This is a genomic window from Stenotrophomonas sp. ZAC14A_NAIMI4_1 (genome assembly GCF_003086915.1).
Lineage (GTDB): Bacteria > Pseudomonadota > Gammaproteobacteria > Xanthomonadales > Xanthomonadaceae > Stenotrophomonas.
The window spans coordinates 4,509,750-4,536,391 of the sequence record NZ_CP026002.1; the positions used below are offsets into that span (position 1 = coordinate 4,509,750).

Genomic DNA, 26,642 nt, shown 5'->3' on the forward strand with positions numbered 1-26,642 from the left:
TGTCACGGTTGTGAATCCTTCCGCGACGCCAGGTAGGTCAGGCCGGTGATCTGCTCGGAAACCAGCCCTATCAGGAAAATGATCACCGATGCACTGAACAGCAGCGTGCTCATGTTGGTGAAGCGGTGCATGGTCGCGAAGGTATAGCCGTAGTAGCCCAGGCCCACCAGGAAGAACGCTACTGCCACCGGCGCGAACAGCTTCAGCGGCGAGTACAGGGTGGCGATCTTGAAGATGATCAGGAGGAAGCGGATGCCGTCCTTGATGGGACGGATGTGGCTGCCGTTGCCGACCCGCTTGGCCACCGGGATCGGCACGTAGGCCACCGGGTATGCGCTGCGGAAGAAGGCCATGGTGCTGGTGGTGGGATAGCTGAACCCGTTCGGCAGCAGGTGCAGGAACTCGCGGAAGCGTCCTGCGCGCACCGCACGGAACCCGGAGGTCAGGTCCTTCACTTCGAAGCCGGTCATGTGGCTGGCCAGCCAGTTGTAGAACCGGTTGGCGAGGCCGCGGTGGACGTTTGCCTGGCCGCTGCTGTCACGGGCACCCACGACCATGTCATAGCCTTCGGCCAGCTTGTCCAGCAGGGCCTGGATGTGGGCCGGATGATGCTGCCCGTCGGCATCCATGAACACCAGGATTTCGCCGGTGGCCTCGCGCGCGCCGCGCTTGATCGATGCGCCGTTGCCCATCGAGTAGGGGCTGGAAAGCACCTTGACGCCGTGTTCGCGGGCGATGGCCGCGGTGGCGTCGGTGGAGCCATCATCAACGACGATGATCTCCGCGTGAGGATAGTGCTGGCGAAGTGCCGGAAGCGTGTGCTGGAGCCCCTCGGCTTCGTTCTTCGCCGGCAGGATGATACTGAGCTGGTTCAAGGTGTTTCCCCGTTTTTCCCCGCCGTAATGTTACTCCGCCGCGATGCCTGAATGGGGTGCTGGCCGTTCCAGTCCGCAGGCCCGGAATGGGGGATGTTCACCGCTGCTGTGTTGGCCGGGCACCGGGAGAGCTATCATCACCCGGGGAGTCAGGATTGTGCCTGCCAGGCTGGACGCAGGAGGGCGGTCAGTGGCCGTGGCATGTCCTGGGACCCCGTGACGTGGCCTCGTGAACGAGCCACGGCATTGCCCGCCCCACGAGCCAAGGATTTCAATGAACGCCGTAACCACCGCCAATCTCGTCGGCATCACCGGCCTGGCGCGCCGCCTGGTCCAGGATGGCGCGCTGGATGAAGCTGCTGCCCGCGATGCGATGGCCAAGGCTACCGCCGCACGCCTGCCCCTCCCGACCTGGTTCGCGCAGAACAAAGTCGTGGGCGCCGCGCAGCTGGCCGCCGCCAATTCGGTCGAATTCGGCATGCCGCTCTTCGATGTGTCCACGTTCGACAGCAGCCAGAACGCCATTGCGCTGGTCAGCGAGGAGCTGCTGCGCAAGCACAACGTGCTGCCGCTGTTCAAACGCGGTGGCCGCCTGTTCGTCGGCACCAGCAACCCGACCCATTCGCTGGATGAGATCAAGTTCCACACCAACCTGGTGGTGGAGCCGATCCTCATCGACGAGGACCAGATCCGCCGCACGCTGGAGCAGTGGCAGGCCAAGCATGACACCATGTCCGACGCGCTCGGTGGCGATGACGAGGGCATGGCCAACCTCGACATCAGCGGTGGCGACGAGGATCTCGCTGGCAGCAGCGACAGTGGCATCGACGCCAAGGGTGACGACACCCCGGTGGTCAAGTTCGTCAACAAGGTGCTGGTCGACGCGATCCGCAAGGGCGCTTCGGACATCCACTTCGAACCCTACGAAGATGACTACCGCGTGCGCCTGCGCATCGACGGCCTGCTGAAGATGGTCGCGCGCGCGCCGGTGAAGTTGAACCAGCGCATCGCCGCGCGCCTGAAGGTGATGGCGCAGCTGGACATCGCCGAGAAGCGCGTGCCGCAGGACGGACGCATCAAGCTGAACCTGTCCAAGACCAAGCAGATCGACTTCCGCGTGAGCACGCTGCCGACCCTGTTCGGCGAAAAGGTGGTGCTGCGTATCCTGGATGGCAGCGCGGCCAAGCTGGGCATCGACAAGCTGGGTTACGAGCCGGAGCAGCAGAAGCTGTTCCTGGAGGCGATCCACAAGCCGTACGGCATGGTCCTGGTGACCGGCCCGACCGGTTCGGGCAAGACGGTGTCGCTGTATACCGCGCTGGGCATCCTCAACGACGAGACCCGCAACATCTCCACTGCCGAAGATCCGGTGGAAATCCGCCTGCCCGGCGTCAACCAGGTGCAGCAGAACAACAAGCGCGGCATGACCTTTGCCGCCGCGCTGCGCTCGTTCCTGCGACAGGATCCGGACATCATCATGGTCGGCGAAATCCGCGACCTGGAAACGGCCGAGATCGCGATCAAGGCCGCGCAGACCGGCCACATGGTGCTGTCCACCCTGCATACCAACGACGCGCCGCAGACCATCGCGCGCCTGATGAACATGGGCATCGCGCCGTACAACATCACCAGTTCGGTCACCCTGGTGATCGCCCAACGCCTGGCGCGCCGCCTGTGCAGCAACTGCAAGCGTCCGTCCACCCTGCCGGCGCACGCGCTGCTGGCCGAGGGCTTCACCCAGGAGCAGCTGGATGCGGGCATCGAGCTGTACGAAGCGGTGGGCTGCGATGAGTGCACCGAGGGCTACAAGGGCCGTACCGGTATCTACCAGGTGATGCCGATGACCGATGAGATCTCGACGATCATCCTGGCCGGTGGCAATGCCTTGCAGATTGCCGAGGCAGCGCAGGCGATCAAGGTGAACGACCTGCGCCAGTCCGCGCTGAAGAAGGCCGCGGCGGGCGTGACCAGCCTGGCCGAGATCAACCGCGTCACCAAGGATTGATGCGGCTGTAGCCGAAGCAGCCGAGCGTGGGCTCGGCTCTACAGTAGATCCACGCCATGCGTGGATGGCGCGGTCCGAATGGGGTCAGAGCCCTTTCCTGCGGAAAGGGATCCGACCCCAGGGCCTGCGGGCCCTTACTCCATCCCCAGCTTCTTCAGCTTGTAGCGCAGCGCCCGGAAGGTGATGCCGAGCTGCGCGGCGGTGCGCGTCTTGTTCCAGCGGTTCTCTTCCAGCGCACGCTGGATGGCGCTGCGCTCGAGCTGCTCGATGTAGGAGGGCAGGGCGGCACTGCCAGGCTGCAGGTCGACCACGGCCTCGGGCGCGGCAGGGCCTCCGGCGGCGCGCGGGGCGTGCTGCGGCAGGCGCAGGTCATCGGCACCGATCCGGTCTTCCTCGGCCAGGGCCAGGGCGCGCTCGAGGATGTTCTCCAGTTCGCGCACATTGCCCGGGAAGCCGTAGTGGGACAGGGCGTCCAGCGCCGAGGGCGCCAGCAGCGGAGTGGCACGGCCGTGGCTGCGGGCCAGCCGCGCCAGGATCGAACCGGCCAGGTCCGGCAGGTCCTGGCGGCGCTCGCGCAGTGGCGGCACCTTCAGTTCGATGACGTTGATGCGGTAGTAGAGGTCATGGCGGAAGCGCCCGTCCTCGACCAGTTCGGCCAGGTCCTTGTGGGTGGCCGAAAGAATGCGCACGTCCACCGGTTCCTCGTTGGCCGCACCCAGTGCACGCACCGATTTTTCCTGGATGGCGCGCAGCAGCTTGACCTGCATCTGCAGGGGCAGCTCGGCCACTTCATCCAGGAACAGGGTGCCGCCGTGTGCCGCCTGGAACAGGCCGGGCTTGTCGGCGTGGGCGCCGGTGAAGCTGCCCTTGCGGTGGCCGAAGAACTCGCTTTCCATCAGCTCGGTGGGGATGGCGCCGCAGTTGACCGGAATGAAAGGGCCCGAGGCGCGTGCGCCCTGCGCATGGATGGTGCGCGCGACCAGCTCCTTGCCCACCCCGGATTCGCCCAGGATGTAGACCGGCGCCTGGCTGCGGGCAACCTTGCCGATGGTGGTGCGCAGCACGTCCATCGCCGGCGAACTGCCGAGCAGGCGCGCGGCCTGTTCGGTGGCCGCCGCGGCGACCGGCCGCTCGCTGTTGTTGAGTTCCAGGGCGTGCTTGACCAGGCCCCGCAGGACGCTGATGTCCACCGGCTTGCTGACGAAGTCGAAGGCGCCGGCTTTCAGCGCTTCCACGGCCAGGTCCATGCTGCCGAAGGCGGTGATCATCGCCACCGGCGTACGTGGGTAGTGGTGGGCGATCTCGCTCACCAGTTCGATGCCGTTGCCGTCGGGCAGCCGCATGTCGGTGATGCACAGGTCGTAGGGGTTGCTGGCCAGCAGTTCGCGGGCTTCGGCGAGGTTGGCGGCGGTGCTGATGCGCAGGCCCATGCGGCCAAGGGTCAGCACCAGCAGTTCGCGGATGTCGCGTTCATCGTCGACGACGAGGGCGCTGCGGGTTTCGTTCATGGGCAGGGAAGATAAACGACGGGGGCTGGAAGCGACAAATGTTTGACGCGGCGGATCACTGCGGAATCAATGCATGCGGGCCGGGCAGGACCAGGCGGAAACAGGAACCACCCGCCGGCACGGGGATGTAGTCCAGCCGTGCCTGGTTGGCGCGGCACAGCTCGCGGGCGATGTACAGGCCCAGGCCGGTGCCGTGTTCGGAGGTGGTGAAGAACGGACGGAACAGCTGCGCGGCCACGGCCTCGGGAATGCCGGGACCACGGTCCATCACATCGATCACCGCGCTGCGCTCGTGCTGGGCCACGCGCAGGCGCACGCGCGCCGGCTGCTCGCCCACGCGGCCGTACTTCAGCGCGTTGTGCACCAGCACGGTCAGCACCTGGTACAGGTGGCGGGTATCGACCAGGGCCGGGACCGAGGTGTCGTTGATGATCGGCTCGATGCTGTCCGTTTCCAGGGTCTGGCCCTGCTTGTACTCCAGCACGAAGCGGCGCACGAAGGCGGCCAGGTCGACGTTCTCGGGCGTGGCGCGCTCGCGCCGGGCCAGGCCCAGCACGCTTTCCACGATGCCGTTGGTGCGCTGGCACTGCTGGTGGATGATCTGCAGCAGGCGGCGGTCACTTTCATTGAAACCGGTGCCTTCCTCCAGCAGCTGTACGGCGTAGTTGATGGCCGCCAGCGGGTTGCGGATCTCGTGGGCCAGGCTGGCCGAGAAACGGCCCATCGCCGAAAGGGTGAGCGATTCGGCGCGGCGCGAGACCACGCTGGAGTCGTCCAGGAAGACCAGGGCCAGCTCGCTGCCGGCCAGCAGGCGGGCAAAGCGCGGCTGCACCTCGGGTTGGTCCGGGTTGAGCTGCAGCGGTAGTTCGTCCTGGGTCCAGCCGTTGCGCCAGCGGTTCAGGCGCCGGGCCAGTTCGGGCGCGATGCTGGCCAGGTCCAGCTGGCCTGTCTCGCCCACGCCGTCGTTGTCACCCAGCAGCAGGGAGGCGGCCTCGTTGGCCAGGGTGATCCGGTTGTCGCCATCGACGACGATCACCCCGGTGCGCATGCGGCGGATGATCAGCTCGTTGATCTGGAACAGGTTGGCCACTTCATCGCCGCGCTGGTTGGCCAGCTGCTGGTTGCGGCGGGCGCGGCTGCCCACCTGGTAACTGATGAAGGCCAGGGCCAGGTAGCTGGTGGCGAACATGGCCAGCTCGGCCAGGGTACGGGTGGGGTCGCCGCCCTCCAGCACCTTCCACAGGTACTCGGCGGCGGTGGCGGCGCTGGCGGCCAGGGCCAGCACCAGGCCCCAGCTGAGGGGCAGCAGGGTGGCCGCCGCGGCGATGTTGAACAGCAGCGACATGGAGATGCCGGCGCTGGCACCGGGCAGGGCGTGGGCCAGCAGGCTGGCCGCGACGATGTCCAGCAGCACGCCGGTGACCACGATCGGCAGCAGCCAACGCTCGCTGCGGCCGACCAGCAGGAGCAGCAGGGACAAGGCCAGGTAGGTCGCCCCGACCAGGTAGGCCAGGCGGGGGTGGTGCGCTTCGCCGACGAGCATGGACAGCGGGCTGTACAGCAGCGCGGCGATGACCGAAGCGATCAGCACGCGGTACAGCGCGAAGAAGTACAGCTCGCGCCGGGGAATCGATTCGATGCGGTCGATCAATGAAGCGCTGGGTGACACGCCGGAACTCCCCTTCTGGCTGCCTGGATCTGGATGTGACGGCGTTGATGCTGCAGCGTACCCGACGTTCCCCCGATCGTCGGACCCGCGGCGGGGTAGAGTCGAGCTTGCTCGACTGTCGTTCTCTGTAGAGTCGAGCTTGCTCGACTGCTCCAAGCATCAGTCGAGCAAGCTCGACTCTACGGCCCAAGTATAGGCCGGTGGAAGCGGTTTCCTGCGCAATCGGCCCACACCGGGCCCGGGCGGGCCGCCCCCGGGGCGGCGCAACTGCCTGAATGAACGTGGAAAACTGGCCGGGTCTGGCCGTTCGCCCCGGGTTCTTTGCGCCCCGGCGCTGGCTCGGCCACAATAGTGGGCCCGCCGCGGTCCATGCCGGCGCCCCGCCGGGGCCCCTGAGGAATTGCGTGCGGTCGTTCCTATTCCCACGGTGACGCATGAATTTCCACGAATACCAGTCAAAACAGCTGCTTGCCGAGTACGGCATCCCGGTCCCGGCCGGCAAGGTCGCGGCGACCCCGGACGAAGCAGTCGAAGCTGCCAACTCCCTGGGCCAGGGCCCCTGGATGGTCAAGGCGCAGATCCACGCTGGCGGCCGCGGCAAGGCTGGCGGCGTCAAGTTCTGCAAGACCACTGACGACGTGAAGGCCGCTGCGGCCAAGATGCTCGGCACCAAGATGGCCACCTACCAGACCGCAGGCGTCGAACTGCCGGTCAACCTGGTGCTGGTGACCACCGCCGGCGAGATCGTCAAGGAACTGTACCTGTCGGTGCTGGTTGACCGTGGCACCAAGACCATCACCTACATCGCTTCTTCGGAAGGCGGCGTGGAGATCGAGCAGGTCGCTGCTGAAACCCCGGAGCTGATCCACTCGCTGAACGTCGACTTCGTCGAAGGCGTGCAGGGTTACCACGGCCGTGATTTCGGCTTCAAGCTGGGCCTGACCGCCAAGCAGGCCGGCCAGTTCGCCAGCATCATGGTGAACCTGTACCGCCTGTTCAACGAAAAGGACCTGGCCCTGGTTGAAATCAACCCGCTGGCCATCCTGGACGACGGCAACCTGTACGCGCTGGACGGCAAGTTCGACAGCGACGACAACGCCGCCTTCCGCCAGAAGGCCCTGGTCGCCATGCGCGACAAGACCCAGGAAGATCCGACCGAAGTGATCGCTTCGGAGCTGGACATCAACTACGTCACCATGGACGGCAACATCGGCTGCATGGTGAACGGCGCCGGCCTGGCCATGGCCACCATGGACGTCATCAAGCTCAACGGCGGCGAGCCGGCGAACTTCCTGGACGTGGGCGGCGGTGCGAACAAGCAGCGCGTCATCGAAGCCTTCAAGCTGATCCTGTCCTCGGACAAGGTCGAAGGCATCTTCGTCAACATCTTCGGCGGCATCGTCCGCTGCGACATGATTGCCGAAGGCATCATTGCCGCCGTGAAGGAAGTGGGCGTCAAGGTTCCGGTCGTGGTGCGCCTGGAAGGCACCAACGTGGAAGAAGGCAAGCAGCTGCTGCGTGACAGCGGCATGGCCATCATCCCGGCTGACAACATCAACGATGGCGCCAAGAAGATCGTTGAAGCTGTCAAGAACGCCGCCTGATACCGACACCAAGGAATTCCAATGTCTGTTTTGATCAACAAGAACACCAAGGTGATCGTGCAGGGCTTCACCGGCCAGCAGGGCACCTTCCACGCCACTCAGATGATCGAGTACGGCACCCAGGTCGTCGGCGGCGTGACCCCGGGCAAGGGTGGCACCACCCATATCGACCTGCCGGTCTTCAACACCGTTGCCGACGCCGTGCAGAGCACCGGCGCCAACGCTTCGGTCATCTACGTGCCGCCGCCGTACGCGGCTGACGCGATCCTGGAAGCCGCTGCTGCCGGCATCTCGGTCATCGTCTGCATCACCGAAGGCATCCCGGTGCTGGACATGCTGCGCGTCAAGAACGTGCTGACCCGTGCCCACCCGGACACCGTGCTGATCGGGCCGAACTGCCCGGGCGTCATCACCCCGGGTGAGTGCAAGATCGGCATCATGCCGGGCCACATCCACAAGCCGGGCAAGATCGGCATCGTGTCGCGTTCGGGCACCCTGACCTATGAAGCAGTCAAGCAGACCACCGAAGTCGGCCTGGGCCAGTCCACCTGCATCGGCATCGGTGGTGACCCAATCAACGGCCTGAACTTCGTCGACTGCCTGAAGCTGTTCAACGAAGACCCGCAGACCGAAGGCATCATCATGGTCGGCGAAATCGGCGGCGACGCTGAAGAAGCCGGTGCCGAGTACATCAAGAACCACGTGAAGAAGCCGGTCGTCGGCTTCATCGCCGGTGCGTCGGCTCCGGCCGGCAAGCGCATGGGCCACGCCGGTGCGATCGCCTCGGGCGGCAAGGGCACTGCAGAAGGCAAGTTCGCCGCCATGGAAGCTGCCGGTGTTGTCACCGTCCGCTCGCCGGGCGACCTGGGCGCTGCCATCGCCAAGCTGGTCAAGTAAGCGACCCGCCCATGTGTTGATTGAAGGCCCGCATCCGTGCGGGCCTTCTTTTTGGACCGGAGCAACTGCGTGGAATTTCGAAAGGAAATCGAGGGTCTGCGCGGCGTCGCCGTGCTGCTGGTGGTGCTGGCACACGCGGGCGTTCCGGGGTTCGAAGGCGGGTACATCGGCGTCGATGTCTTCTTCGTCATTTCCGGCTATCTCATCACCGGGCGCCTGGCGCAGGAGCGGGCGGACACCGGCGATATCAGCCTGATGGCCTTCTACGCACGACGCGCGCGCCGCCTGCTGGCGCCGTTGGCGGTCCTGCTGCTGGTGGTCGCGGCATGCACGGTGCACCTGCTGCCGATGTCCGCCTGGCAGCTGCAGCTGGACAGTCTTGGCTGGGCTGCCTTGTGGGCCTCCAACGTCTTCTTCTCCAATGCATCGTTCGGCTACTTCAGTGAGGGGGCCGATACCAGCCTGCTCCTGCACACCTGGTCACTGGGAGTAGAAGAACAGTTCTATCTGATCTGGCCTGCCGTGGTGCTGCTGCTCTGGCGCTGGCGGGGCAGGAACGCCCTGGTCGTGGGCTGCTGGCTGCTTGTCCTCGCCGGTTTTGCTGCAGCAGTGGTTGCCGCTGAGTACGCGTCGGTGTCTGCCTATTACCAGATGCCTTTCCGCCTGTGGCAGTTGGCTGCCGGCGCAGCCGTACAGCTGACCTTTGGTGCACGGGATGGAGTGGCGCGTTTCACGGTCCTCTTCCACGTGCTTGGCGCGGCCCTGCTGGCGGTATCTGCCGTTTTCTTCGTGCCTGAGTGGATCAGCTACCCGGGGGCCTGGGCCCTGCTGCCGACGCTGGGTGCATCGTTGCTGCTGCTCGGGGGCAGGGACGTGCTGTTGCAGGCACGGCCGCTGCGCTGGTTCGGTCGCATTTCCTACAGCCTGTACCTCTGGCATTGGCCGGCGATTACGCTGGCTGTTGCGTGCCTGGGCACATCGCCGGCAATTCGCGCGGGCGCCGCGATTGCCGGCATTCCGGTGGCCTGGTTGAGCTGGCGATTCATCGAAACGCCGGTACTGCGCCGACCCATTGGTGATGGGCGGGCTTGGGTTGCCGTATTTCTTACGACTGCTGCGGTCTTTGCCGGCACCGCCCATTGGAGCTCGTGGCAGATCGCGAAGATCGAGCTCAGCGCGCAGCAACCTCCGGTGTTGCGTACCGTGGCCCTTCCGGCACTGTATTCCGATCCCTCCTGTGATGAATTCTATTCCGCTTCGCGCGTGGTGCCCTGCAGGCTCGTCAGCCAGGCGGAACCCGGCCGGCCACGGGTCATCCTGGCTGGCGACAGCGTCGCGGCGCAGTGGTCCACGGCCCTGTCCGCGATTGCCGTCGCGCGCGGCTGGGACCTGACGGTCATCACCAAATCATCCTGCCCGATGGTCGATCAGTCCTTCGTCTACGCGCCCATCAAGCGGCGTTATGTGGAGTGCGAGCAGTGGCGCGACGGTCTGGTGGAGTACCTGCACGCACATCCCGCCGATCTCCTGCTGTTGGGCTCGTCAGCGGCGTATGGCTTCTCGCCGCAGGAATGGGAACAGGGCGGCAGCCGCCTGCTTGCGCGAGTGGCGCCCACGGCGGACCAGGTGCTGGTGCTGGCGCCGACACCGTTGCTGCCATTCAATGCTTCGCAATGCATCCAATCGGTCTTTTCGATGAACACGGCCGGGACGGCGACCGGCGACTCCTGCAGCGCGGCGCTGGCTGATGTCCGCCCGGACGAAGTGACGTCGAGGATCGGCGCGGCGGTGGCAACGCAGCCCAACGCCCGGTTGATCGAGGTTGCCGATATGGTCTGCCCCGATGGCCTCTGCCGCGCGGAGCAGGGCGGGATGATGCACTACCGGGATGGCCAGCATCTCAACGCCGCCTATGTACTTTCACTGGCGCCAGCGCTGGGCGATGCCCTGGATGCGGCGACAGGGCATCCTGCCGGGAAATAGGACCATCCACCGGGGGCCGCAGGGCAGGGTGAGGCGGTGCCCGTCAGGCAGGCGGCGCTACAATGGCCGCATTGCAACCACAGGCTGGATTCCCATGGCTTCGATCCGCATCGCGATGGCGCAGTTCGATTTCCCGGTCGGCGATGTCGCCGGCAACACCGAGCGCATCATCGAGATGATCGGCCAGGCGCGCGAGGAGTACGGCGCCGAGCTGGTGATGTTCCCCGAGCTGGCGGTCAGCGGCTATCCGCCGGAAGACCTGCTGCTGCGCCCGGGCTTCCTGTACGAGTGCGAACAGGCCATGGGCCGCATCGCTGCTGCCTGCCGTGGCATCACGGCCGTGGTCGGCTGGCCGCAGGCCGCCGGTGCGGTGGTCTACAACGCCGCCAGCGTGCTGCGCGACGGCCTGGTCGAGCGCACCTACCGCAAGCGCGAGCTGCCCAACTATGCGGTGTTCGACGAGCGCCGTTACTTCGACGTGGATCCGGACGGCGGCAGCTGCGTGTTCGACGTGAACGGCGTGCCGGTCGGCCTGCTGATCTGCGAGGACCTGTGGTTCGCCGAGCCGCTGGCCGACACGGTGCGCGAGGGCGCGCAGCTGGTGGTGGTCCCCAACGCTTCGCCGTACGAGCGGGGCAAGCACGCCCAGCGTGACGCCGTGCTGGCCGCGCGCACGCGCGAGAGCGGGGCAGCGATTGCCTATCTCAACGTGGTCGGTGGCCAGGATGCGCTGGTGTTTGACGGCGCCTCCGTGGTGGCCGATGGCGATGGCACGGTGCACCCGGCGGCCGCCGCCTTCGTCGACCAGTGGCTGGTGGTGGACTACGACGGCGAAACCCGCCGCTTCCTGCCGCATGTGTGGATGGACGATGGCGACGAGAGCATGGACGCGCTGGCCTGGCGCGCGGTGACCCGCGGCATCCAGGACTACTGTGGCAAGAACGGTTTCAAGAAGGTGTGGCTGGGCCTGTCCGGCGGCATCGATTCGGCCCTGGTGCTGGCCCTGGCGGTCGACGCGATGGGGGCGGAGAACGTCACCGCCGTGCGCCTGCCCTCGCGCTATACCGCTGGCCTGTCCAACGACCTGGCGGCCGAGCAGTGCCAGGCACTGGGCGTGAAGCTGGAGGCGGTCTCCATCGAACCGGCCTTCAAGGGCCTGATGGAGTCGCTGGCGCCGATGTTCGAGGGCACCACGCCGGACGTCACCGAGGAGAACCTGCAGTCGCGCAGCCGTGGCGTGATCCTGATGGCGCTGGCCAACAAGTTCGGCGGCCTGCTGCTGACCACCGGCAACAAGAGCGAGTATGCGGTCGGTTACGCCACCATCTACGGTGACATGTGCGGCGGCTATGCGCCGCTGAAGGACCTGTACAAGACGGAGGTGTTCGGCCTGTCCAAGTGGCGCAACACCGTGGGCGGCGCGCCGGTGATCCCGCCGGCGGTGATCAGCCGCCCGCCATCGGCCGAGCTGCGCGACAACCAGCTGGATCAGGATTCGCTGCCGGCCTATGACGTGCTGGACGGCATCCTGTACCGCTACGTGGACCAGGAGCAGTCGCGCACGGAGATCGTGGCGGCCGGCTACGACGCGGCCGTGGTGGACCGCGTGCTGCGCCTGGTGCGCATCAGCGAGTGGAAGCGGCACCAGGCGGCACCGGGCCCGAAGGTTTCGCGCCGGGCGTTCGGCCGCGAGCGCCGGTACCCGATCAGCAACGGCTACAAGAGCTGAGGGGTTGTCGCCGGGCATGGCCCGGCGCTACCGGGCCATCCACGCATGGCGTGGATCTACTGTAGAGCCACGCCATGCGTGGATAAAGAAGAAGGGCCCCTTGCGGGGCCCTTTTCTTTATTTCTTTTCCAGCCGCGCGTTGCGCTGGCCGGTGCTGGCCGACTTCTCGCCGGCGAACGGGTTCAGCTTGCGGATCATCCACGGGTACTTCGGCCAGTTGCCTTCCAGCCACGGGTGCTGCGGCTGGTTCAGCGTCAGCACGCGACGGGCATCGTCGGCCAGGGTCTTGTTGCCCAGGTGGGTGTAGGCCTCGCCCAGCACCGCCACGGCGTCGTACTGGAAGGCGCTCTGCGGGTAGGTTTCCAGCAGGTAGTTGGCGCGGCCGGCGGCCGAGACATAGGCCTCGCGACGCAGGTAATACAGGGCGTTGTCCAGCTCGTGCTGGGCGAACACGTCACGCAGCTCGATCATCCGCTGGCGCGCATCGGCGGCATAGCGGCTGTTCGGGTAGCGGTCGACCACGATGTTGAAGTCCGAATACGCCTGGTGCGGCGTGGACAGATCGCGGCGGCTCGGGTCCAGGGACCATACGCGGCGCAGGAAAACCGTATTGCGGTTGGAGTTGGCCAGGCCGCGCAGGTAGTACAGGTAGGCGATGTTGCGGTGGGTCGGGTAGGTACGGATGAAGCGGTCGATGCTCGACACGGCGTCATCGTGCTTGCCGGCCTTGTACTGGGCGTAGGCGGTTTCGATCATCGCCTGCTCGGTGTACGGGCCATACGGGTACTGCGCCACCAGGCGACGGAAGCTGGCTTCGGCGCCGCTCCAGTTGCCGCCCTGCATCAGCGAGTGGCTCTTGTCGTACAGTTGTTCGACCGGCGTTCCTTCATCGGGGCGATCACCCTTCTTGGCGCCGCGATGGCAACCGGTGGCGGCGATGACCAGCACCAGCAGCAGGGCGGTGAGGCGGACGGGCGCGGAGAGCATGGAGGAGCGTCGGATCATGGGGTCAAGGCGGGACGCGTCTGGAATACGAAGGGTCGATGATAGCCTAGTGTCCTGTCCAGCGACTGAAACCGGTCGGCCGGACCCCAAAATTTCGAAGATACCCCCCTGCCATGTCTGAACAATCCTCCGAATCGGCCCGCCAGGCCATCGTCCCCGACACCTCCGCCGGCCGCCGTTTCGACGCGGTCGTGGCCGAGCTGTTCCCCGAATACTCGCGCTCGCGCCTGACCGAGTGGATCAAATCCGGCAATGTGCTGCTGGACGGCGCCCAGGCCCGCCCGCGCGACCCGCTGCGCGGCGGCGAGGCCGTCACCCTGAACGTGGTGCTGGACACCCAGACCGACGCCCAGCCGGAGGACATCCCGCTGGACGTGCTGTTCGAGGACGAGCACGTGCTGGTGATCAACAAGCCGGTGGGGCTGGTGGTCCACCCGGGCGCCGGCAACCACAGCGGCACCCTGGTCAACGCCCTGCTGTACCGCGACCCGTCGGTGGCCGTGCTGCCGCGCGCGGGCATCGTGCACCGCCTGGACAAGGACACCAGCGGCGTGATGGTGGTGGCGCGCACCCTGGAAGCGCAGACCGCGCTGGTCGAGCAGCTGGCCGCGCGTGACGTGCACCGCCAGTACCTGGCCATCGTGATGGGCGCCCTGGTGGCCGGCGGTACCGCCGATGCCCCGATCGACCGCCACCCGCGCGACCGCCTGAAGATGGGCGTGCGCGAGGACGGCAAGGAAGCGATCACCCATTACCGCCTGCGCGAGCGCTTCCGTGCGCACACCGCGCTGGAATGCCGCCTGGAAACCGGCCGCACCCACCAGATCCGCGTGCACATGGCGCACATCCGCCACCCGATCGTGGGTGACCCGCTGTACGGCGGCGCGCTGAAGCTGCCCAAGGGCGCCAGCGATGAGCTGGTCGCGGCCCTGCGCGGCTTCAAGCGCCAGGCCCTGCACGCGGAAACCCTGGAGTTCGTGCACCCGATCACCGGCGAGCAGGTGCGCAATACCGCACCGGTGCCGGCGGACATGCTGCACCTGATGAAGGTGCTGCGTGAAGACAGCGCGGCCTTTGCCGAGCGCGAGCGGGACCGCTGGTGATGGACGCCGCGCTGCCGCTGCTGCAGGCCGACTGGCCGGCGCCTGCGGGCGTCCGCGCGCTGACCACGCGCCGGCATGGCGCGGGCATCTCGCCGGCGCCGTTCGCGCAGTTCAACCTGGGCAACCGGCACGCGGCCGACGGCGATACCCCGGCCAACGTCGAGCACAACCGGCAGCTGCTGCAGCAGGGCCTGGCCCTGCCATCGGCTCCGCACTGGCTGCGCCAGGTGCATGGCACCACCGTGCTGCGTTTCGACGCAGCACCGGTGGCCGGTGCCAGCGAGCCGGTGGCCGACGCCGCGGTGACCTCGGTGCCGGGCGTGGTGCTGGCCATCCTCACCGCTGACTGCCTGCCGGTGGTGTTCGCCGCCGCCGATGGCAGCGAGGTGGGGGCGGCGCATGCCGGCTGGCGTGGCCTGGCCGACGGCATGCTGGAAGATACCGTGGCTGCCATGAGCACCCCGCCGGCGCAGCTGCGTGCCTGGCTGGGCCCGGCAGCCGGCCCGCAGGACTATGAAATCGGTGAAGAGGTCTACCACGCCTTCGTTGGCCACGATCCGGGCGCGGAAGCGGCCTTCGTGGCCACCCGCGCCGGGCACTGGAAAGTGGACCTGTTCGCCTTGGCCCGGCAGCGCCTGCAGGCCGCCGGGCTGGATGCGGCCAGCATCCATGGCGGCACGGTCTCGACCATGGCCGACCCGGACCTGTATTCGCACCGCCGCGACCGCCGTACGGGGCGCATGGCCACGCTGGTATGGATGGCATGAACCCGGCTGACGGCCCGATGGGGTCAGAGCCCTTTTCTGCCGAAAAGGGATCCGACCCCGTCCCGGCCATGGGGTCAGATCCCTTTTCGCCAGAAAAGGGCTCTGACCCCAACCAGCCAGCCGTGATCGTCTTCGACGGTGTCTGCGCGCTGTGCAGCCGCTGGGTGCGTTTCCTGCTGCGGTTTGACCGGCAGGGGCGTTACCGCTTCGCGGCGATGCAGGGTGCACAGGGCAGCGCCCTGCTGCGCGCCCACGGCCTGGACCCGAACGACCCGCTGTCCTTCCTGCTGGTGGACGCGCAGGGCGCCTGGACGGACACCGACGCGATCCTGCGCGTGCTGACGGGGCTGGGTGGCCTGTGGCGCGTGGCCGGCGTGCTGCGTCTGCTGCCAGGTGGTTGGCGCGACGTGGCCTATCGCGCGCTGGCGCGCAACCGCTACCGCTGGTTCGGCCGGCACGACGCCTGTTACCTGCCCACTCCGGAACAGGCCGCACGGTTCCTGGATTGACCGCCGCCATCTGCTCTTTTGTAGAGTCGAGCCATGCTCGACCGTCGTTCCACAGCCAGTCGAGCATGGCTCGACTCTACAAAAGCAGGAGCCGTCAGGCTTCCAGCGCTTCCAGGTAGCTGCGGCGCCAGTGGTTGATGTCGTACGTGCGCAGGTGGTCCATCATCGCGTGCCAGCGTTCCTGGCGCCGGCGCAGTGACATCGTCGCCGCGGTGGCGATGGCATCGGCCACGCCGTCCAGGTCGTGCGGGTTCACCAGCAGCGCCTGCTTCAGTTCATCAGCGGCACCGGCCAGCAGTGACAGCACCAGTACGCCGGGATCATCCGGATCCTGCGAGGCCACGTACTCCTTGGCCACCAGGTTCATGCCATCGCGCAGCGGGGTAACCAGGCCCACGGCGGCAGCGCGGTAGAAGCCGGTCAGCGTGGCGTGGGTGAAGTTCTGGTTGACGTAGCGCAGCGGGGTCCAGTCGGGCTCGGCGTGGCCGCCGTTGATGTGCCCGGCAATCTGCTCCAGCTGGCTGCGCAGCTGCCGGTACTCGGTGACGTCGCCGCGTGAGACCGGGGCGATCTGCAGGTAGGTCAGCGAGCCGCGCTGGTCGGGGTGGCGCTCCAGGTAGCGTTCGAAGCCCTGGAAGCGCTCGGGCAGGCCCTTGGAATAGTCCAGGCGGTCCACGCCGATGGCCAGCTGGCGGTCGCGCAGGCTGCTGCGCAGGTTCTTCACCGAGGGCTTGGTCGCTGCCGTTGCCGCCTGGCGGGCGATGAGGTCGGTATCGATGCCGATCGGGAAGGCTGCCGCGCGGAAGCGGCGCCCGCCGGGGGCTTCCAGCCGGCCATCGTCCAGTACGCGGCCACCGCCGAACAGGCGCAGGTAGGTCTGGAAGCGGTCGGCGTCGCGCTGGGTCTGGAAGCCGACCAGATCGTAGGCATAGAGCGAGGAGAACAGCCGCAGGTGGTCGGGCATGGCCTGCAGCAGGTCGGCCGACGGCATCGGGATATGCAGGAAGAAGCCGATCCTGCAGCCGATGCCGCGCTCGCGCAGCATCGCGCCCAGCGGTATCAGGTGATAGTCGTGGATCCAGACGATGTCGTCCTCGCGCAGCAGTGGCGCGAGCTTGTCGGCGAACAGCGCATTGACCTTGTGGTAGGTCTCGCGGGTGCCGCGGTCATAGTCGACCAGGTCCAGGCGGAAGTGCAGCAGCGGCCACAGCGTGCGGTTGGAAAAGCCGTTGTAGTAGCCATCCACATCGCGCTTGGCCAGGTCCATGGTGACGTACTCGATGTCACCGTCCTTCTGCTGGTGCAGCGTGCCGCTGGCATCCTTTGCGTTCTTGCCGCTCCAGCCGAACCACATGCCGCCGCGTTCCTTCAGGGCGGCAAGCAGGCCGACGGCCAGGCCGCCGGCGCGGCTTTCACCGGGTACGGCCACCCGGTTGGACACTACGACCAGACGACTCACGACGCCTCCTGCCAGGAACGCGACAGGCGCATGGCGGCGGTGATCAGGCCGACGTGCGAATAGGTCTGCGGGAAGTTGCCCCACGCTTCGCCACCGTCGAAGGCCAGGTCTTCGGAGAGCAGGCCCAGGTGGTTGCGCTGCTTCAACAGCAGCTCGAACATCTCGCGCGCTTCGTCCATGCGGCCGATCGCCGCGAGCGCGTCGATGTACCAGAACGTGCAGATGGTGAAGCTGGTTTCCGGCTCGCCGAAATCATCCGGGGCCACGTAGCGGTACAGCGAATTGCCGTGCTTGAGGTCGCGGCCGATGGCCTCGACGGTGGCGACGAAGCGTGCGTCCAGTGCGTCGATGAAACCGATGTCGGCCAGCAGCAGCAGCGAAGCATCCAGGCGGTGGCCGTCGAAGGTGTCGGTGAAGTGGCCAAGCTCCTCGCTCCACGCTTTTTCCATGATGCGGGCGTGGATGGTGTCGGCGCGCTCGCGCCAGTAGTTCGCGCGGTCGTCGCGCTTGAGGCGCACGGCGATCTTGCACAGGCGGTCGCAGGCGGCCCAGCACATCGCGCTGGTGTAGGTATGCACTTCGGTGCGGCCGCGGAACTCCCACAGGCCGGCATCGGGCACGTCATGCAGGGCGAAGGCCTGCTCGCCCAGCGGCTCCAGCCGCGCGAAGGTGTGCGCATCGCCCGGATCCTGCAGGCGGCGGTCGAAGAACAGCTGGGTGGATGCCAGCACCACGCTGCCATAGACATCGTGCTGGCGCTGTACCCAGGCCAGGTTGCCGCGGCGCACCGGGCCCATGCCGCGGTAGCCGGACAGGCTGGGCACTTCATCCTCGTCCAGCTTGGCCTCGAAGCCGATGCCGTACAGCGGCTGCAGGGTGCCGTCGGTGGTGGCCAGGTTGAAGATGTAGCCGAGGAACTGTTCCATCGTGCGGGTGGCGCCGAGGCGGTTCAACGCCCGCACCACGAATGCTGCATCGCGCAGCCAGCAGTAGCGGTAATCCCAGTTGCGCACGCTGCCGGGCGCTTCGGGAATGGAGGTGGTCATCGCGGCGATGATCGCGCCGCTGTCCTCGTACTGGCACAGCTTGAGGGTGATCGCGCTGCGGATGACCGCGTCCTGCCACTCCAGCGGAATGGACAGGTAGCGCACCCATTCACGCCAGTAGTTGGCGGTGCGCTGGAAGGCTTCCTGCACGTAGCCGCTGATGGAGCGGTTGAGCGATTCATCCACGCCCAGGATCAGATGGATGGGGTGGTTTAGCACGAACGGCAGGCCTTCGCGCACCATGCGCACGGGCACGTCGGTGGTCAGGCGCAGCACGTGTTCGGGCAGGATCCAGCGCACGTGGTTGCTGCCCCAGGTCGATTCGGGCACGCGGGCGCCCCAGTCGGCCAGCGGGCGCGCCAGCACGGTGATGCGTGGGCTGCCGGTGAGCGGCCGCACCTGGCGGATCAGGCTGACCGGACGGTAGAAGCGGTCGTTCTGCCGCCAGCGTGGGGCGAAGTCGAGGATTTCCAGCGAACCGCCGTGGCTGTCGTGCAGCACGGTGCGCAGGATCGCGGTGTTGGTCAGGTATTCCTGCTCGCTGCTGGCGAAGTCCTCCAGCTCGATGGCGAAATCGCCGCCGGTCTGCTGGTTGGGCCCCAGCAGGGCGCAGAAAGTAGGGTCGCCGTCGAAGGTGGGCAGGCAGCTCCAGACAACGCGGGCATGTTTGTCGACCAGGGCGCCGAAGCTGCCGTTGCCGACCACGCCCAGATCAAGATCGGGTTGGGTCATCACGCGGTACATCTCGGTTGCGGCCGTGGGGTGGCCGGGTCAATACGCATTCTCACGCAGCCAGGCGTGCACGCTGCGTATGTCAGGCAGCGCGAACACCGCCGCGCTGGGTTCACGTTCGCCGATCAGCACGCTCCAGCCATGCTGGCCGTTGGCGGCCTCGAAGCCGAACTCATCGGTGAGGTCATCGCCGAGAAACACCGGCAGGCGGCCACGGAAAGGCATGTACTGCATCAACCGGCGCACGGCGCGGCCCTTGTCGGTGCCGACGGGCACGAATTCAATCACGTGGTCACCGGGTTGCAGCCGATAGCTTGGCCGGCCGCGGGCATGGCGCTCGGCGAAGGTGCGTACATCACTGGCGGCATGCGGTGCGCCACGCCAGTGCAGGGCCAGGCCGGCACCCTTTTCCTCCACCAGCACACCGGGGTAGCCATGGGCGAAGCGCATGGCCTGCTGGTGCAGGGCATGCAGCCATTCGGCGGTGTCATCGTCCTGTTCTTCACGCAGCACGCGCCCGTCCTGGCCACGCAGCTCGTGGCCATGCAGGCCGGCGGCGGGCAGCTGCAGGGGGGCGAACAGCTGGTCCAGCTGTTCCAGTGGGCGACCACTGACGAGGGCGACCGCGCCTTCGAGGCGATCACTGATACGGCCGATGGCTTCACGCACATCCGGCAGGAGCTGCACGGCATCCGGGCGCGCAGCGAATTCTATGAGGGTGCCGTCGACATCGAGGAACAACGCACAGGCGTCGTCCAGCAATGGCGGTGGCGGACGCAGGGGGAGCGGTTCAGCCATGCCGACCAGCTTGCCAGCGGCGACGTGTAGGGCAGGTCGAGGAAAGGCTACGCGTTGGGTAGTGCCGGCCGCTGGCCGGCAACCTGATGATCTCTGGATGCACCACGAGGTTGCCGGCCAGCGGCCGGCACTACCAGTCTGCAGGTCAGAACGTGTAACGCACGCGGCCGTAGTAGTACGCGCCGTTGCTGCCGATCGGCGACAGCACGTCGTACGGCAGGTTGCCGTAGTAGTAGATATCGTCGTTGGACTTGTCCGGGTAGTTGTCCGTCAGGTTCTGCCCGCCGATGGCCACGCTCCACTGCTTGTTGAAGCGGTATTCCACCTCCGCATCCAGCTGCCACTCGGCCTGGTAGGTCTGGCGCGGAATGTAGCCATCGCCGAAGTTGAACACGCGGGTGGCGCTGCCGTAGCGGTTCACGCGGCTGCTCAGCGACCAGTGGTCGTTGCTCCAGGCGGCCGAGAAGCTGGCACGGGTGCGCGGGGTCGCGTCGGTCAGCGTGTTGGTTTCCTCGATGCCGAACAGCACGTAGTCCGCGTCCAGCGCCTGCAGCTGGGCCGGGGTGGCCAGCACGTTCTTCAGCGTGGTCTTGGTGTAGGCATAGGTGCCGGTCAGCAGCAGCTGGCCATCGCCCAGTGCCTGGCGCCAGTTGGTCACCAGCTCGGCGCCACGGGTGCGGGTATCGGCGGCGTTGACGAAGAAGCTGGCACTCTGCAGGCCGGTGACGCCGTAGTTGGCGGCCACGAAGTCGGTCAGCGCGTCGCCGGTGATGCTTTCCGACAGCGCGATGCGGTCTTCGATGTCGATCTGGAAGAAGTCCAGCGACAGGTCGAAGTGCTCACCGATGCGGCTGGTGAAGCCCAGCGAGGTATTGAGCGATTTTTCCGGCTTCAGGTCCTGCGCGCCGAGGCCGCGGGCGATCGGGTTGTTGACCGACAGCAGGCGGCCCTGCACCAGCTGGCCAGCGGCGTTGTAGCCGGTGGACGTGGATTCGTAGCCGATCTGTGCCAGCGATGGCGCGCGGAAGTTGTTGGAGATGGCACCGCGCAGGGCGAAGGCCGGGGTGAATTCGTAGCGCAGGCCGAGCTTGCCGGTCAGTTCGCCGCCGAAATCGTCGCTGTGCTCGTAGCGCGCGGCCAGGTCGGTGGAGAAGTGGTCGCCGAACTGGCTGGACAGGCTGGCATAGGCACTGGCCACGTCACGCGCCAGCGACGCGGCATCCTGCGGGGTCAGGCCACCACCGGCCTGCGAGCCGGTCGGGCGATCGGTGTACGGGCCGGCCGCATAGCTGGACGGGTCACCCGGACGCGTCTGGTAGCGCTCGTGGCGCACTTCCGCGCCCAGGCCCAGGGTGTGGGTGATGCTGTCGCTCTGCGAGAACACGCGGCTCAGGTCGAGGTTGCCCACGGTCTGCGCGTACTGGTAGTCGGCGGTCTTGAAGCGGGTCGGGCTGGTCGGGCCCAGCGAGGCATTGATCGAATCGCGCAGGCGGTAGGTGAAGTCGTTCTGGCCGTAATCCACGCTGCCGTCATAGCTCCACTCGCCCCACTGGCCACGCACGCCGGCCACGGCCTGCACGTCGCGGTTCTCGCCTTCGGAAATCGGGCGGTAACCGTTCGGGTAGACCTCCTTCCAGTTGGCATCGCCGTCGGGGTAGCGGAAGTAGTTCGCGCCCTCGGTGTCGCGCTGGTTGAAGGTGCCGAAGGCATAGAAGGTGGCGGTCTTGCCCACCGGAATCTCGGTGTTCAGCCACAGGTTGATGTCCTTGCTGGCGCCATCGCCGAGCACGTAGTTGCGCTTGCCCTGCAGCGCCAGGTTGGCCTCGGTCTGGTCCCACGGCGGGATCAGGTCGTAGCCGGCGCGGTTGGTGCCGTTGCGCTTCTTGTATTCCAGGCCTACGCGCAGGAAGCCGCCATCCTCGCCCAGCGACGTGCCGACCTTGGCGCTGATGTTGCCGGCCTGGCCGTCGGTGAGGGTGCGGCCGATCGGCTTGAGGTCGGTGTGGTTGGCGCCGTAGCTGGCTTCGATCTCGCCGCCGTCGCCGCCGTTGTCCAGGATCACGTTGATCACGCCGGCCACGGCATCGGAGCCGTACAGGGCGCCGGCGCCATCACGCAGCACTTCGATGCGCTTGATGGCGCTGACCGGGATCGAGTTGAAATCGACCGGCGTGGTGCCCTTGCCGATCTTGCTGTCCGTGTTGACCAGTGCGGTGTGGTGGCGGCGCTTGCCGTTCACCAGCACCAGCACCTGGTCAGGCGACAGGCCGCGCAACTGCGCGGCGCGCACGTGATCGGCGCCGCCGGAGTTGGACTGGCGCGGGAAGTTGAACGACGGCAGCAGGGCCTGCAGCGCACTGCCCAGCTCGCCGTTGACCACGCCGGCCTTGCGGATGTCCTCGGCGGTGAGCACGTCCACCGGCGAGGTGGATTCGAGCACAGTGCGGTCGGCGGCGCGGGTGCCGGTGACGATCACCGTGTCCAGGTTGGTGGCCGCATCCTGGGCAGAGGCGAGGGCGGGGGACAGGGCGGGGGACAGGGCGAGCGCGATGGCGAGGCCAAGCGGCGACGCGGACAGGCGGGGGGACATGCGGACTCCAGCAACAACGACGTGGGGAAGGGGCGGGGAGAGAAAGTTTCACTTACATCCATCCGGATGAAGCGATATATTATCTTGGCGTGAGGAGGGGGTGTGACGCAAGCCCCGTTTCCAATCGCATCAGCTGATGCCCCTGTGGCATGAGTGATTGGTTGCAACCGCAAGCGAAACGCAGGTGTACCCTCCGTGCCCCTTCGTCGTGCTTTTCCCCTTCCCCGGAGTGCTGTCCCCCATGAAACACCTTGGCCTGATCTTTGCCGTGCTGCTGGCGACCAGCGGCTGCGCCAGCCTGTCCTCGAAGGCGCCCAGCGCCTATGCCACCACCGCCGAGATGCAGGGCGACGCCGCGCGGCCGTCCAACGGCCAGGGCTGGGTGCGCAGCGAGCTGTACTTCGGCGTGGGTGAGGAGCAGGGCGCGGGCAACCGGCCGCAGGCCGACACCATCAGCGAGGCGCAGTGGCGCGCCTTCCTGGACAAGGAAGTGACCCCGCGCTTCCCCGATGGCCTGACGGTGTTCGATGCCTACGGCCAGTGGCTGTTCCGCGGCGATACCTCGCCCAACCGCCTGCGCACCAAGGTGCTGGTGGTGCTGCATGAAGACAGCCCGCAGCGTCGTGCCGACATCGAAGCGATACGCCTGGCGTGGAAGCAGCAGACCAAGCACCAGTCGGTGTTGTGGTCGCGGCAGGCAGTTGACGTATCGTTCTGACCTGGAGGCGCCACCGTGGCGCCGCAGGGAACGACGATGAGACACAGGGACACCGTGATGGGACTGCTGCTGGCGGGCCTGATGATGCCGCTGGCGCATGCCGCTGAAAGCAATGCGCCGCTGCGCTTCGAGGCGGCGCCCGGCGTCCGCGTGCAGGCTGAGGTGACGGAGGGCGGCAGCGTTGCCGTGCAGGTACTGCCCTCTGGCAAGCGGCAGAGTCTGCCGGGGGCCCCCGATGTCGACGGCAGTTCCCGCCTGTCTGCGGAGGATGTCGATTTCGATGGGCGCCCGGAGCTGGTTGCGCGGGCGTCGGTCGGCATGGTCAATGAAGCAGTGGCGGTGTATCGGTACGATCCGGCCAGCGGCGGTTTCCGCGCGCTGCAGGCCCAGACCCATGGCCGTGACAACTGCGGCGGCCTGATGGGCCTCACCGTTGATGCCGCCACGCGTACGCTGACCAGCAGCTGCCGCGGCGGGCCGATGTGGTACACCGATCAATACCGCTTCGATGGCAGCACGCTCTATCTGTACCGCTCCGAGGACGTGCTGCGCCTGGGCGACACATTGAACAACACGCTGCAGCCGGACCGGACCGAGGAAAACGGTCCGCTGGCGGTCTGGCGAACCCATGATGCGTCCGGCCGCGTGCTGGAAAGCGCCATCGCCGATGGCCTGAGTGCACCGGCCGCCAATGCACCGCTGCGCGGTCAGCAGGCCACGGTGCTGACCGCGCGCCTGTTCCTGTTTGACCGCCCGGGTGCTGCAAGCACCAAGCGCTATCTGCTGCAGGGCGACCGGGTCGAGATGCTGGATGAAAAGGACGGGTGGATGAAGCTGCGCTATCGCAACCCGAAGCGCGGCGCGATCGAGGGCTGGGTCAACGTCAACGATTGAAACAGGCGTTCAGTCACCGACGCAGCGGATGGTGCTGCGCTGGCGATATGCCTGGTCGAACAGCACCAGCAGACGCAGGGCCACCTCAGCCAGCGGCGAGTCTGCGCCCTGCGGTTCCTCCAGCATGCGGCCGATGATTTCCTGCACCAGTGCCTGTGACTGCTCGGGCGAGATGGAAGGCTGCGCGTAGAACTCGCGCGCGAGTCGGCACAGCTGCGGGTAGCGCTGCGCATCGGAACTGAGGATGGCTTCCTCGTGCGGCGCAATCCAGGCACGCTGTTCCGGGTCGCGCCCGTTGTCGAGGTAGAGGTCGAAGGCCACGTCGGTTTCTGTCCGGGTCAGCGGGTCTGCCAGGCCACGGCCTGGCCATCGCGGTGGGCGGCGGCAAACACCAGCAGCAGGCGCAGGCCGCCCCTGCGCTGCACGTCGTCACCGGGGACGGTGGCCAGGCACTGCAGCAGTTCGTCCATCGCGGTTGCGAGCGTGGTGCCCTCGATGCTGCCACGCGGCTGCGCACGCAGTGTTGCCAGATGCGGATGCAGGGTCGCGTCGAGCCCCTGCAGCCACTGCAGTTCGTGGTAGTTCAGGGTGTCGCGCGATTCAGCGCGGTGCAGGATGAGCTGCATGGGGGCAGGCCGGGGAATCTGCCGTCAATGTATCGGATCAGCCTGCACAATGCCCACAGTGGCATCACTTGGCCGGGTCTAGCCTCGGGTTTCCCCCGAACCCCGGCTGTGCCCCCATGAGCAAGCGCGTTGCAGAAATCGTCATCGACACACTTCAGCAGGCCGGCGTCCGCCGCTGCTACGGCATTGTGGGCGATACCTTGAACCACGTGACCGATGCGATGCATCGCAGCGAAATCGAATGGGTGCACGTGCGCCACGAAGAAGTGGCCGCCTTCGCCGCCGGCGCTGATTCGCTGGTGAGCGGGCAGCTGACCGCCTGCGCCGGTTCCTGCGGGCCCGGTGGCCTGCACTTCATCAACGGCATCTTCGAAAGCAACCGCAACCGCGCGCCGATGGTGCTGATCGCCAGCCAGATCGTCACCAGCGAACTGGGCATGGAATTCCCGCAGGAAGTGGATTTCAAGGCGGTCTATGGAAGTTGCACGGTGTTCTGCGAGCAGGTGCACAGCCCCGAGCAGGCGCGGCGCGTGGTGGCGCTGGCCTGCCAGGCGGCGATCAGTCGCCGTGGCGTGGCAGTGGTGATCCTGCCGGCGGATATCAGCGAGGCCGAGGTGAAGCACGACGTGCCGTTCTCGGTGCATTACGCCCAGCCGGTGCTGCGCCCGTCCGATGACGAGCTGCAGCGCATCGCCGAGCTGCTGGCGCAGGGCAAGCGCATCGGCATCTACGCCGGCGCCGGTTGCCAGGGCGCGCACGGGCAGCTGCTTGAACTTGCCCGGCGGCTGCAGGCGCCGGTGGCGCACACCTCGCGCGCCAAGGATTTCGTCGAGCCGGACAACCCCTACAACATGGGCATGACCGGTATCTTCGGCATCGAATCGGGCTTCCACACGCTGATGGAGTGCGACACGCTGCTGCTGCTGGGCGCTGACTTCGCCTGGGGCCAGTTCTACCCGGACAAGGCGACGATCATCCAGGTCGACCGCGATGGCAGCCACCTCGGCCGTCGCCACCCGGTGAGCCTGGGCGTGGTCGGCGATATCGCACCGACGCTGGACGCGCTGCTGCCGATGCTGCCGCCACGCGAGGACAGCACCTTTCTGGACGAGTGCATCACGCACCGGGACAAGGCGCTGCAGAAGCGCGAGCAGGAAGAACAGCCCGGCGAAGGCGAACTGATCCACCCGCAGCACCTGACCGCGTTGCTGTCAAAGCACGCCAGCGACGATGCCCTGTTTACCGCCGACGGTGGCTCGCCGATGGTCTGGGTACTGCGCCATATCCGGGTGAACGGCCGCCGCCGCACGCTGACCAGCCTGCTGCACGGCACGATGGCCAACGCGATGCCGCAGGCGCTGGGCCTGCAGAAGGCCTTCCCCGGCCGGCAGGTGATTTCGCTGTCCGGCGATGGTGGCCTGGCGATGCTGCTGGGTGACCTGCTGACGGCGGTGCAGGAAAACCTGCCGATCAAGGTGGTGGTGTTCAACAACGGCTCGCTGAATTTCGTCGAGCTGGAGCAGAAGGTGGAAGGCCTGCTGGACAACTACACCGACCTGAAGAATCCCGATTTTGGTCGGCTGGCCGAGGTGATCGGTTTCCACGGCCGCACGGTGACCCGCAGCGAGGATCTGGAGGAAGCGGTACTGGACTTCCTGGCCCAGCGCGGACCGGCATTGCTGGATGTGCATACCAGCCGCGCGGAGCTGGTGATGCCGCCGCAGATCGAAGCCAAGCAGGTGGCGGGGACGGCGTTGTATGCGGCCAAGGCGGTGTTGAACGGCCGCTTCGACGATGTGAAGCACCTGCTGGTGGACAACTTCCTGAAAAAGTAGGGGGTGGTCGATGCAGGGCTGCGCCCTGCACCTGCCGAATCAACGTCAACGTCAACGTCAAAAGCGGGCTATCCGTGGGTTGGCGGGGTGGGTCCGGTTGAGGGGGACGCCGTAAACCCATCCATGGGGGCTTGGTCGCGCCATCCATGGCGCTCACACCCCCTCAACCGGACCCACCCCGCCTTCGACAGTTTCCCGGTGGCCGGTAGATCCACGCCATGCGTGGATAGCGGAAGAATGATCGGAAAGATCTTCTGTAGAGCCGAGCCACGCTCGGCTCAGGGCTCTCG

General features: G+C 66.8%; 21 protein-coding genes. 11 read left to right on the forward strand and 10 right to left on the reverse strand.

Features of this window, described 5'->3' with window-relative positions:
* Window positions 1-2: 2 nt before the first annotated feature.
* Window positions 3-875 carry a glycosyltransferase family 2 protein gene (locus tag C1926_RS20615; protein WP_108760492.1) on the reverse strand — a complete coding sequence of 291 codons (873 nt, stop codon included), beginning with the start codon at window positions 873-875 and terminating at the stop codon, window positions 3-5.
* A gap of 274 nt (window positions 876-1,149) precedes the next feature.
* Here C1926_RS20615 and pilB point away from each other — a divergent pair, with 274 nt between their 5' ends.
* Window positions 1,150-2,880, forward strand: a complete 1,731-nt coding sequence (pilB, locus tag C1926_RS20620) for a type IV-A pilus assembly ATPase PilB (RefSeq protein ID WP_108760493.1) — start codon at window positions 1,150-1,152, stop codon at window positions 2,878-2,880.
* Window positions 2,881-3,014: 134 nt separating this feature from the next.
* Here the strand turns inward: pilB and C1926_RS20625 are convergent, their stop codons facing one another.
* A complete protein-coding gene (locus tag C1926_RS20625; protein WP_079222941.1) occupies window positions 3,015-4,388 on the reverse strand; it encodes a sigma-54 dependent transcriptional regulator in 1,374 nt (457 codons plus the stop codon).
* 55 nt (window positions 4,389-4,443) lie between these two features.
* The gene (locus C1926_RS20630; protein WP_079222940.1) at window positions 4,444-6,057 is read right to left on the reverse strand and encodes an ATP-binding protein; all 1,614 of its coding nucleotides are present in this window, start codon (window positions 6,055-6,057) and stop codon (window positions 4,444-4,446) included.
* A gap of 434 nt (window positions 6,058-6,491) precedes the next feature.
* On the opposite strand from C1926_RS20630, the gene sucC reads away from it, so the two are divergent.
* The 4 genes from sucC to C1926_RS20650 all read left to right on the forward strand — a co-directional run bounded on the left by sucC (window position 6,492) and on the right by C1926_RS20650 (window position 12,270).
* Complete coding sequence (gene sucC / locus C1926_RS20635) at window positions 6,492-7,661, forward strand: ADP-forming succinate--CoA ligase subunit beta (protein WP_079222939.1); 1,170 nt, start codon at window positions 6,492-6,494, stop codon at window positions 7,659-7,661.
* Between the two features lie 21 nt (window positions 7,662-7,682).
* Entirely contained in the window at window positions 7,683-8,558 is an 876-nt protein-coding gene (gene sucD / locus C1926_RS20640) for a succinate--CoA ligase subunit alpha (RefSeq protein ID WP_108760494.1), read from the forward strand.
* Between the two features lie 69 nt (window positions 8,559-8,627).
* Window positions 8,628-10,541, forward strand: coding sequence for an acyltransferase family protein (locus tag C1926_RS20645; protein ID WP_159095171.1), 1,914 nt, complete (start codon window positions 8,628-8,630; stop codon window positions 10,539-10,541).
* A 94-nt stretch (window positions 10,542-10,635) separates the two neighbouring features.
* On the forward strand, window positions 10,636-12,270 hold the full coding sequence (locus C1926_RS20650) for an NAD+ synthase (RefSeq protein ID WP_079222933.1): 1,635 nt from the start codon (window positions 10,636-10,638) through the stop codon (window positions 12,268-12,270).
* Window positions 12,271-12,387: 117 nt separating this feature from the next.
* On the opposite strand, the gene C1926_RS20655 is transcribed toward C1926_RS20650, so the two are convergent.
* A complete protein-coding gene (locus tag C1926_RS20655) occupies window positions 12,388-13,275 on the reverse strand; it encodes an outer membrane protein assembly factor BamD (RefSeq protein ID WP_079222932.1) in 888 nt (295 codons plus the stop codon).
* Between the two features lie 113 nt (window positions 13,276-13,388).
* Here C1926_RS20655 and rluD point away from each other — a divergent pair, with 113 nt between their 5' ends.
* The 3 genes from rluD (at window position 13,389) to C1926_RS20670 (ending at window position 15,654) form a co-directional block, all read left to right on the forward strand.
* Window positions 13,389-14,378, forward strand: coding sequence for a 23S rRNA pseudouridine(1911/1915/1917) synthase RluD (gene rluD, locus C1926_RS20660; protein WP_108760496.1), 990 nt, complete (start codon window positions 13,389-13,391; stop codon window positions 14,376-14,378).
* Complete coding sequence (pgeF, locus tag C1926_RS20665) at window positions 14,378-15,145, forward strand: peptidoglycan editing factor PgeF (protein ID WP_108760497.1); 768 nt, start codon at window positions 14,378-14,380, stop codon at window positions 15,143-15,145. The genes rluD and pgeF overlap by 1 nt, the downstream gene beginning before the upstream one ends.
* 68 nt (window positions 15,146-15,213) lie before the next feature.
* Window positions 15,214-15,654, forward strand: coding sequence for a thiol-disulfide oxidoreductase DCC family protein (locus tag C1926_RS20670; protein ID WP_108760498.1), 441 nt, complete (start codon window positions 15,214-15,216; stop codon window positions 15,652-15,654).
* A gap of 94 nt (window positions 15,655-15,748) precedes the next feature.
* Here the strand turns inward: C1926_RS20670 and otsA are convergent, their stop codons facing one another.
* The 4 genes from otsA to C1926_RS20690 all read right to left on the reverse strand — a co-directional run bounded on the left by otsA (window position 15,749) and on the right by C1926_RS20690 (window position 22,279).
* On the reverse strand, window positions 15,749-17,113 hold the full coding sequence (gene otsA / locus C1926_RS20675; RefSeq protein ID WP_108760499.1) for an alpha,alpha-trehalose-phosphate synthase (UDP-forming): 1,365 nt from the start codon (window positions 17,111-17,113) through the stop codon (window positions 15,749-15,751).
* The gene (locus tag C1926_RS20680) at window positions 17,110-18,891 is read right to left on the reverse strand and encodes a glycoside hydrolase family 15 protein (RefSeq protein WP_108760773.1); all 1,782 of its coding nucleotides are present in this window, start codon (window positions 18,889-18,891) and stop codon (window positions 17,110-17,112) included. The genes otsA and C1926_RS20680 overlap by 4 nt, the downstream gene beginning before the upstream one ends.
* 39 nt (window positions 18,892-18,930) lie before the next feature.
* Window positions 18,931-19,689 (reverse strand): trehalose-phosphatase, encoded by a 759-nt coding sequence (otsB, locus tag C1926_RS20685; protein ID WP_108760500.1) that lies wholly within the window; start codon window positions 19,687-19,689, stop codon window positions 18,931-18,933.
* Between the two features lie 145 nt (window positions 19,690-19,834).
* Window positions 19,835-22,279 (reverse strand): TonB-dependent receptor, encoded by a 2,445-nt coding sequence (locus C1926_RS20690; protein WP_108760501.1) that lies wholly within the window; start codon window positions 22,277-22,279, stop codon window positions 19,835-19,837.
* Between the two features lie 241 nt (window positions 22,280-22,520).
* Between C1926_RS20690 and C1926_RS20695 the strand changes: the two genes are divergently transcribed.
* Complete coding sequence (locus C1926_RS20695; RefSeq protein WP_079222925.1) at window positions 22,521-22,997, forward strand: DUF3574 domain-containing protein; 477 nt, start codon at window positions 22,521-22,523, stop codon at window positions 22,995-22,997.
* A gap of 36 nt (window positions 22,998-23,033) precedes the next feature.
* Window positions 23,034-23,891, forward strand: a complete 858-nt coding sequence (locus C1926_RS20700) for a hypothetical protein (RefSeq protein WP_108760502.1) — start codon at window positions 23,034-23,036, stop codon at window positions 23,889-23,891.
* Between the two features lie 9 nt (window positions 23,892-23,900).
* Here the strand turns inward: C1926_RS20700 and C1926_RS20705 are convergent, their stop codons facing one another.
* On the reverse strand, window positions 23,901-24,212 hold the full coding sequence (locus C1926_RS20705; protein WP_108760503.1) for a hypothetical protein: 312 nt from the start codon (window positions 24,210-24,212) through the stop codon (window positions 23,901-23,903).
* A 17-nt stretch (window positions 24,213-24,229) separates the two neighbouring features.
* Window positions 24,230-24,517: a hypothetical protein gene (locus C1926_RS20710; RefSeq protein ID WP_108760504.1), complete on the reverse strand. Its 288-nt coding sequence runs from the start codon at window positions 24,515-24,517 to the stop codon at window positions 24,230-24,232.
* Between the two features lie 116 nt (window positions 24,518-24,633).
* On the opposite strand from C1926_RS20710, the gene C1926_RS20715 reads away from it, so the two are divergent.
* The gene (locus C1926_RS20715) at window positions 24,634-26,352 is read left to right on the forward strand and encodes a thiamine pyrophosphate-dependent enzyme (protein WP_108760505.1); all 1,719 of its coding nucleotides are present in this window, start codon (window positions 24,634-24,636) and stop codon (window positions 26,350-26,352) included.
* Window positions 26,353-26,642: the final 290 nt, after the last annotated feature.